At 45.0% G+C, this 7,990-nt stretch carries 7 protein-coding genes and 1 pseudogene; all 8 read right to left on the bottom strand.

What is annotated here, in order from left to right:
* Positions 1–459: 459 nt before the first annotated feature.
* Positions 460–636: a hypothetical protein gene (locus ACCI49_RS22635; protein WP_371841504.1), complete on the bottom strand. Its 177-nt coding sequence runs from the start codon at positions 634–636 to the stop codon at positions 460–462.
* A 26-nt stretch (positions 637–662) separates the two neighbouring features.
* Positions 663–1,886, bottom strand: coding sequence for a dynobactin maturation radical SAM/SPASM protein DynA (gene dynA / locus ACCI49_RS22630; RefSeq protein WP_371841503.1), 1,224 nt, complete (start codon positions 1,884–1,886; stop codon positions 663–665).
* Between the two features lie 104 nt (positions 1,887–1,990).
* A complete protein-coding gene (locus ACCI49_RS22625; protein WP_371841502.1) occupies positions 1,991–4,162 on the bottom strand; it encodes a peptidase domain-containing ABC transporter in 2,172 nt (723 codons plus the stop codon).
* A complete protein-coding gene (locus ACCI49_RS22620; protein WP_371841501.1) occupies positions 4,120–5,367 on the bottom strand; it encodes an HlyD family secretion protein in 1,248 nt (415 codons plus the stop codon). Before ACCI49_RS22620 ends, ACCI49_RS22625 begins: the two co-directional genes overlap by 43 nt.
* A gap of 301 nt (positions 5,368–5,668) precedes the next feature.
* Positions 5,669–6,139, bottom strand: a complete 471-nt coding sequence (locus ACCI49_RS22615; protein ID WP_371841500.1) for a hypothetical protein — start codon at positions 6,137–6,139, stop codon at positions 5,669–5,671.
* Positions 6,140–6,283: 144 nt separating this feature from the next.
* Complete coding sequence (locus tag ACCI49_RS22610; protein WP_371841499.1) at positions 6,284–6,595, bottom strand: hypothetical protein; 312 nt, start codon at positions 6,593–6,595, stop codon at positions 6,284–6,286.
* A 43-nt stretch (positions 6,596–6,638) separates the two neighbouring features.
* Positions 6,639–7,190 carry a hypothetical protein gene (locus ACCI49_RS22605; RefSeq protein ID WP_371841498.1) on the bottom strand — a complete coding sequence of 184 codons (552 nt, stop codon included), beginning with the start codon at positions 7,188–7,190 and terminating at the stop codon, positions 6,639–6,641.
* A gap of 49 nt (positions 7,191–7,239) precedes the next feature.
* Positions 7,240–7,842: pseudogene (locus ACCI49_RS22600) on the bottom strand (IS4 family transposase); the annotation flags it as partial.
* Between the last annotated feature and the right edge of the window lie 148 nt (positions 7,843–7,990).

The following is a 7,990-nucleotide window of genomic DNA, read 5'->3' as shown; positions in this document are numbered from 1 at the left end:
TCGAACCTAGGTGTAACATGAGCCACCTCACTCGTAACAGGCAAAGCCAGTCACTCATGACCATGTCCGTAGGACGTGGGTTTCTACGTTAAACTAAAGGCGGCTCTTGAAATGTTGCTTACTGACGGCGGAACGTTAAGATCTATATAGAGAAATACCGATCGGGTAATATTGCGGAATTGGTCAAGACCAACAGCCAAGGTCGCAGATGCCACATAACAGGCTATTGAAAACCTAAAAAGTTAAGCTAGAAATACCACATCTTAAAAAATTCAGTTTTAAAGCGCTTGCTTTTACAGAGTGTAAAATTACCGGGCTTTTGAAAATTGGCCGAACTTTAGATGAATAAGTGCCGTCCAACAACCTAATATAGAGCTGCAATCCCGTAATTTCTGGCTTAAAACTGCCCAAAGTATTGTAATGATAAAAACCGGCATGTTTTACCATGCCGGCTCATTTTTAGAAGGAGTAGCGATAAGCATTTCCTTCCCAAGGACCATCTGGGAATTCAGTCTCATTTTTCAAACCGGAAGAAACTTGTTCAATCTCACCAGCAGAGAGCTCTTCTATTTTATTTTTTTGTGACTTTTCCAATCGGTTAAGAATTGAATTAATTGCCATTGCATCTTTATTCATGCTGTTTCCTATGGGTATTTAAATATTTACAAACTGGCTGCATCTACAAACTTAAGAACGGTAGTAGTAGTATCTCGACTAAATCGCTCATAGTTTTTTGATACAATCCTCCTCTTTGTCGGAGCTTTACGCTGATCGACAAAGTCTTTTGGAGGAAGGCACTCAAGATCTATATCTTGCACCTCCCTCAATCGTCCTTCAATATGCTCATATATTTGGTATAAACCAGAGCAGTAATAGTCTCTGGTATCAATTGTCCCAAAAAATTTATCAGCCCTAGATATACACCCACCGTTACATACATTAAGCCACTTACACTCTAAGCAGTGCTCATCGGTTTTTCGTTGGAGGGCTTTTTGTGCGTTATCAGATTGCATCAATTCTTTGATGCTAGAATCGTTGATGTTTCCATAGACCCATTCAGGATCCGGGGACATTGTAGCGCACGGGTATACATAACCATTATGGTCGGTTGACACTGTGTTCATAGAACAATTTTTAGCACCAATACAATCCATTGCGCGCCCTCCTAAGACCCCGGCAGATTTATTGGCAAAATCGCTGCAAAGTATACTGCCATGCCTCTCATCATAAAACCAACGATCATATAACTTTATCCAGCCCTCCGCATACTCTTTCGGAGTTAATCCAATTTCACCAATTGAAGCCACGGCGTCACCAGAATTAGTCATTGGAATGACATTAAAATTCAGCTGTTCGTCCCTTAAAAAATCATATATCTCATCTAGATGTGGCACATTGATTTTATTTAGCACCAAGCAAACCCCAAGCGGAATTTGGTACTTTTTTACAAGCTGAATAGCCTCAAACACGTTATCAAATGATCCTTCGCCCTTCCTATTTATTCGTGTTACATCATTGACGTGCTTGACTCCATCAATACTAATTGAAACATGGAACTTCTCCTCCACGAAAAAATCACACCACCTTGAATCGATTAATGTTCCGTTGGTTTGCATGACATTTTCAAATTTTAAACTTTTTTTATATCGCTCTTGAAATTTAATTGCTTGCTTATAAAAATCCAGCCCCACCAGCATAGGTTCACCCCCATGCCAAATAAAGTCAACTTTGCCACTTTCATTTTTTGCGCGAGCATATTCACAGGTATTTTTAATGGTAGACTCAAGAGTATTAATACTCATTCGCTTCGTACGATCATCTTCATTGTAACAATAAGTGCATGCCAGATTACATGCATGCGTAGGCTTGATAACATTAGTAAGCATTGCAGTCTTCCTGTTTTATTCTGATTATTAAATTTACAAATGAACATCTCTGTTGAGCACAATAAATAAACTCAGCAACTTGACCTGGCAAGAAAAGATAGAATTTAACTATCTTTAATTTTAATCTCCCTCTCTGCTGATGCAACCGTCTCCTGTCTATGAGCTACTAAAACCCGAGTTATGGCCAGATTTTTGATATGGTCGTTTACCAACGATTCATTTGTCATATCCAGATAACTGGTTGCTTCGTCCATGAACAGGATGCGAGGTGCGCGATATAAAGCGCGCGCAATCTCAATTCTTTGCTTTTGTCCACCGCTAAGACTGGTGCCCATATCACCAACAAGGGTGTTGTATTGCATGGGCATGCGCATGATTTCTTCGTGAATGCAGGCCAGATGTGCGCAATGGACGATGCGCTGAAAGTCTACCTGGGGCTCAAAGCACGCGATATTGTCACTAATGGTACCGGCGAGCAATTGATCGTCCTGCATGACGCCAGCAATCTGGCTGCGATAGTGCGTCAATTGCTTTAAAGGCTGACCGTCGATCAAGACTTCCCCTTCGGTCGGTTCCAGTAGCCCCATAAGACACTTGAGCAGCGTGGTCTTGCCACAGCCACTGGGGCCAACAATAACGACGGTTTCACCAGCTTCTATGGTGAAATTAACATTTTGAAAGGCCGGCGCTTCCGCCTCACCAAATTGAAAACCGAGATTGCGCACTTCGATTTTTCCCTGCAAGGACTGAGCTTGATCAATGTCCATCGGCAAGTCGTCGGGCCGGTCTATTTTCTCAACTTTGGTAAATACGATATCTGACAGGCGGTCCAGATGTAGTCCGAGCATTTTCAGCTCGATCCATTTGGCGATCAGTGCATCCATCGATTCTACAAAACGAGTTTTGTAACTCATAAAGGCGTATAGCATACCGACAGTGAGGATATTCTCCATAACTGCAGTTGCAGCAAAGTAGATCACCAGCAAGTTTTCCAGACCGAACAATAGACGGCTGATAGTGTTGTAGCCGATATCCCAGCGGGTGATGCGGATATCTTTGTTGATGGCATCGGCGAGGCAATTGTGCCACTGAGCCTGACGATCATTCTCGCGCTGAAACAGCTTGACGGTCTGAATAGCCCGCACAGATTCCATAAAATGCGAATCGTGTTTTGCCTGCGCAACAATTTGTTCCTCAGTAACCAGCCGCAGCGGACGATAGAACAACAAGCGCAGAGCGGCATACAAAATGGCTACTAGCAATACAATCAAGGTCAGCCACACATCGTACAAAAACATGGCGGCAAGCGTGATCAACGCCATAATACCGTCCACTACCGCAGCCACCAGCCCGGTAGTGAGTAATTCTCGCACTTTACTCAAAGAACCGAAGCGGGAAACCACGTCGCCCATATGCCGGGTGGAGAAATAGCTCATGGGCAGGCGAATCAAGTGACGGAATAGGTTGGCAGCCATCTGCATGTTGAGCCGGCTTGAGATATGCAGGATTACCCATTCTCGCAAGGCATTGGTGCCAGTCTGTATCACCAGCAACAGGCCGAAGCCGATGGCCAGCACCAGTAGCAGATTGTCATCGCCACGCAGGATGACATCGTCCACCACTGTTTGCATATAAAATGGAGTAACCACAGCAAACAGTTGTAGCAGCTGAGACAGCAGCAGCACCTGAATTAAGCTCCGCTTTAACCCGCTGATACGCGACCAGAAATGGCTGAGCTTAAGGCGCTGGCGATCTTCCCCCGGTTGGAATTCATCTGTTGGCGTCAACTCCAAAACCACACCGGTAAAATGCTGGCCGAATTCCTCCCGGGTCAACACCCGCTCTCCCACCGCGGGGTCATGGATGGTAATCTTGTTACGCTGTACGGATTTGAGTACCACAAAGTGACACATATCCCAATGCAGCATACAGGGACACTGTAGATCTTCCAGGTGTTCCAAGTCGAGCCGTAGGGCGCGACTGGCCAGGTGCAGACGCCCGGCCATATCCATTAGGGTCTTGAGGTTAGTGCCGTGGCTGGATATATGGAAGCGGCGGCGCAGACTGGCTAGATCGGTTTCATAGCCGTGAAATCCAACGAGCATCGCTAGGCATACTAACCCGCATTCTGCAGCCTCAGTCTGCAGGATCACCGGCAAATGGCGGCCAGTGGAAAAGTGCAAAAGCTTTTCCGGTCGCCCCTGGCTGGTCAGTTGCTCTGTGGCCGCTTCCATCACAAACGTCCCCGCAGGCTGTAAATGGGCTCCAGCAGCCATTGCAGTAAACTCCGCTCTCCCAATTGCACATCGGCAGATAGAGTCATACCCGACTTAAGGGGGAAGTTACGCCCATAGGCGTTAACCGATGACTGCGCTAACTTGGCGGTTACTCTGAAGACCGGCTCGTTTACTGTAACAGGTGCACGAAGCAGTTCATCGGGCAGAAGCACGGTATCTGACACCTCCAATACAGCACCGGAAGAAAGACCAAATTTCTGGTAAGGGAAAGCATCGTAGCGAATCTTTAGGGACTGGCCTGGACCGAGAAACCCAGCGGAGCGCACGGGCACTAGCAATTGTGCTATGAGTGCGTGATTCTCCGGTATCACAGATAAAACTGGGATATTGGTCTGGACCTGCTGACCTTCAGCCGCCTGCAGGTTACTGACTACACCTGCTCGGGAAGCCTTGACGATATAGGCCCGCTGACCATGCAATTGGGCGATTTGCTGGGCGAGGTCAGAGAGGCGCGTGTGCAGATGGTCATTGCTGTTGGCGTATTCTTCGGGAAGCAGCAAGCGATCGCTTTTGAGCTGCCGGATCTGGTTACGCAGATTGACCGCACTGCGCGCGAGTCCCTGGCTGTCGGCGCGCAGTTCCAACTCCTGGGCAATCACTGCGTCCAGTTCTGCCGAGGAAATATGGCCATCGCGCTTGAGACGATGGTAGCGTTCTGCCTGCTCCACTAGTAGTGCATAACGCCGGGCTTGCGTCTCTATTTGCTTTTCGAGCAATGCCAGGTCTTCCTCACTGGCAGCAATGCGTTGGTCCACATCAAGCCGTTGCTGACGATAAATTTTCTTGCTGCGCCCCAACTGCTCTTTGAGCAATTTTTGCTGGCTTTCGTACTCCGCCAATAACACACTCTCGAGACGTTTACCGTCCGCTAATATTCGGTCACCGTTGACCACAATCAAGGGTTGATCCTTCAATACCTGATCACCCTCACGCACCAGCACCTGTTTGATAATACCCGAGCGCTCAGCGTAAACCCGCACAATACCCGAAGCCGGCTCCAGCCAACCGGTTATGCTTTCCTTGCGGGCATAGCTGCTACTGGAAAGCCAGATAATGACGACAGCTACCCAAGTTAATAACAGTGTTAGAATAACAATGTGTGGAAAACGCGGCAGGAGCAGAATTTCACCATGCAGGCGGTCTGTATGCCTTTCTATAGCTTGTTGGCGGAACAATCCTGTCACCACAAATCCCTTATCACAATACTTCGGACAGTTTTAGCCCTATAATTCCCGGGCCTGTAGCTCTGTAAGGGTTTGACTCTAAAAAACTGTCCGAAGTATTTCTATTACATCTTATTCTTTTATTTCGTACTTTATATCCTTTAATATAGCCGTAGTCAACGGAACTATTACACATCACTAGAGCAGCTGCTCTAAAACCAAGAATTCACCCCGGTATGCATCCAGAGTGGTTGTAATCGGTCGCCAGTTATTAATTCCCAGTCTCATCTGACTGATATAGTCCCTTTTTTAAAATGCTACTTCAGAGCTTCCCGACGCTTTGGCAGCCACCGTATTGACCTGTGTCTAAATCACATTCAGTTTTATCTGCTTGGCCTTGCATAGAAGTAATTTTAGGTATAACCTCGAATTTACACCCCCCTTTTTGGTTTTGGAAGTACGACAATATAGTTGAATTATACTTTGTCGCATACTCTTTGCTTGATGGGTACTTGCTATGTGAAGTACCAGTATGTAAATCAAATGTAACAGTGAAATTAACCTGAGTAGGACCACAAATTACAACACCGCAATCAAAACAGGCACCTACTTTGCCAACACCCCATATATCATGACCAGCCCAACCATCATACCAAGTTAAGAATGTATAGCTTTGCTTGCTGATATCTTGTTCAGCTTGTTTCTTTGGAGAACTGTACGTGGAGCTACAGGCTGCTAGCGATATTACCATAAAGAAAATTGCTGAAAATAAAACTCGATGTTTATATGCCATAGTACTTCTAACGCCGCCGGCAGGGGCAGCTTACCTTGTGCGCGTTTTGCGCGAAAAATAGGAGCACAGTGACCTGCGCAAAAGGTACACAAGATAAACTGTCCCGCGGAGGACCGAAGGCCCAGACCAAATTGCCCGGCCTTGTTATGCATTATCTTGGATGAATGCTTGCAGTTCCTCTGAGAGCGAGGAAACGTCATCAGGAGAAACGAGACCTTCAGAGACAATTAGTGCCAGGTGTATTTTTGCATTAGACCGCCTAAGATCATCGAAAATTAAAGCTAATCGTTTATTATAATTTTCCGCCATTTTATAAACGTACAAAAATTTACCGTGCTTGCTAGAGCTTTCTTTAGCAATCGCCTCATCTATATCAGCCATCGCACGCTCACAGAAAATTTCCAACGCCTTTTCTTTAATTTTTTTAACTTTCTTCCAGTCTGCTTCAGAGATCATACTTTTCTCGATGATGCATAACGTCTTTAGCAAGGACTCGACGTCAGGATCGTCTCTTGGCTAAATTTGTTATGTTTGGCGCTGTAAATTCGTACCCTATTTTTACCAAGCCGACTAAAGATCCATTAACATAAAATGCTAATGCGGCGATAAAAAATAGGACTACTTGAAAAATGAAACCTGCCAAATGGACACTTTCACTTTGATAGACTATTACGAGCACAATGAAGGATGTTATTAACCCTACAATATTAAACCTTGAATATAGGCGAACAGCTCTCTCTAGATTTGTATACTGATGATTAACGTAGAATCCACAAGATAATTCATGGGCTGACATCGCAAAAAAAGTTAATGCTCCAGCAGCAAATGCAACCCCATTAAGTATTTTATCCCAATCATCCATTCTCCATGCTAAAGCGCAATAGATTGCAACAAACCCCATTCCTTTTAGGCACTTCCATTGAAAGGACGCAATAACAGATATGTACTCTGTACCGTACTTTTTTATCATTTTTGATCTGGCCGACCAAAAAGCAAACGCCCAAATAAAGGGTATTATTAACATTAAATACGATGTGTAATCTTGAATCACTACTTAAACTCTTTGTGAAACATAACGCCTTGCCTGTATTTTATACACATCATTTAAATCCATTTAAAGCCTCCGCTGTCTCCATATAATTGAGTAGTTTAGTGTATCCCTGCCAAACAGTTTTAGCTCCCGGCTCACCATCACCGCTACGCCCCAAAAAGCCGCCAAGGCCTGCCAGCATACGAGTTATATCTCTCATACTTGGAAGTTCATTTGGTGGGGAAGTTTTACCTTGCATCATCCATATCATACGCCATTCTTTTTCAGAATAGGCACTCGTGCACGGCGCATCAGGAAGCCTTCGTGCTCGTGTTGTCATGGAATGTAGCCGCCATCCTATAATCATATAGATCGCAATACAATTCAACATTCGCTGCTCAGTTCTAAAGCGGTTACTTTCTATCTGACAGCCGCCTTTCACCACTCTAAAATAGGTTTCAATTTCCCACCGACTTCGATACCATTCAATGATGATCCTCGCTTGCTTAAAGTCCTCAACTGCAAGATCGGTCAGCAGCATCCATTCAATACCTTTTTTGCCTTCTGGTGGGCTTAATTCCTTGGCAAAGACGGCGTAGAGAGAAAGAGGTCGTTTTGATTTTCCTTTTCCCTGTAATCTTACTTCTGCAATGGATACACTGACCTTAGCTTCCCTTTCTGGTTCTCCATTCTATTTTGGGATATCTGCTGTATATTTCCCAACAGATTTTTGTTTGGTCATGTAGTCCCAAAGTAAAGTCGTATCTTCTCCATCGACCTCTAAGGTACGATTGGCCTTGGCTCGAATGATATAACTTGCA

The organism is Microbulbifer epialgicus (assembly GCF_041447265.1).
GTDB classification, from domain to species: Bacteria; Pseudomonadota; Gammaproteobacteria; order Pseudomonadales; family Cellvibrionaceae; genus Microbulbifer; species Microbulbifer epialgicus.
The sequence above is the reverse complement of the archived record's forward strand: the minus strand, read 5'-3'. Positions and strand labels throughout refer to the sequence as shown.

Coding starts and splice junctions, on each gene's coding strand:
- dynA (WP_371841503.1), bottom strand. CDS start 1,886: ATGCTTACTAATGTTATCAAGCCTACGCATGCATGTAATCTGGCATGC.
- ACCI49_RS22635 (WP_371841504.1), bottom strand. CDS start 636: ATGAATAAAGATGCAATGGCAATTAATTCAATTCTTAACCGATTGGAA.
- ACCI49_RS22610 (WP_371841499.1), bottom strand. CDS start 6,595: ATGATCTCTGAAGCAGACTGGAAGAAAGTTAAAAAAATTAAAGAAAAG.
- ACCI49_RS22615 (WP_371841500.1), bottom strand. CDS start 6,139: ATGGCATATAAACATCGAGTTTTATTTTCAGCAATTTTCTTTATGGTA.
- ACCI49_RS22625 (WP_371841502.1), bottom strand. CDS start 4,162: ATGGCTGCTGGAGCCCATTTACAGCCTGCGGGGACGTTTGTGATGGAA.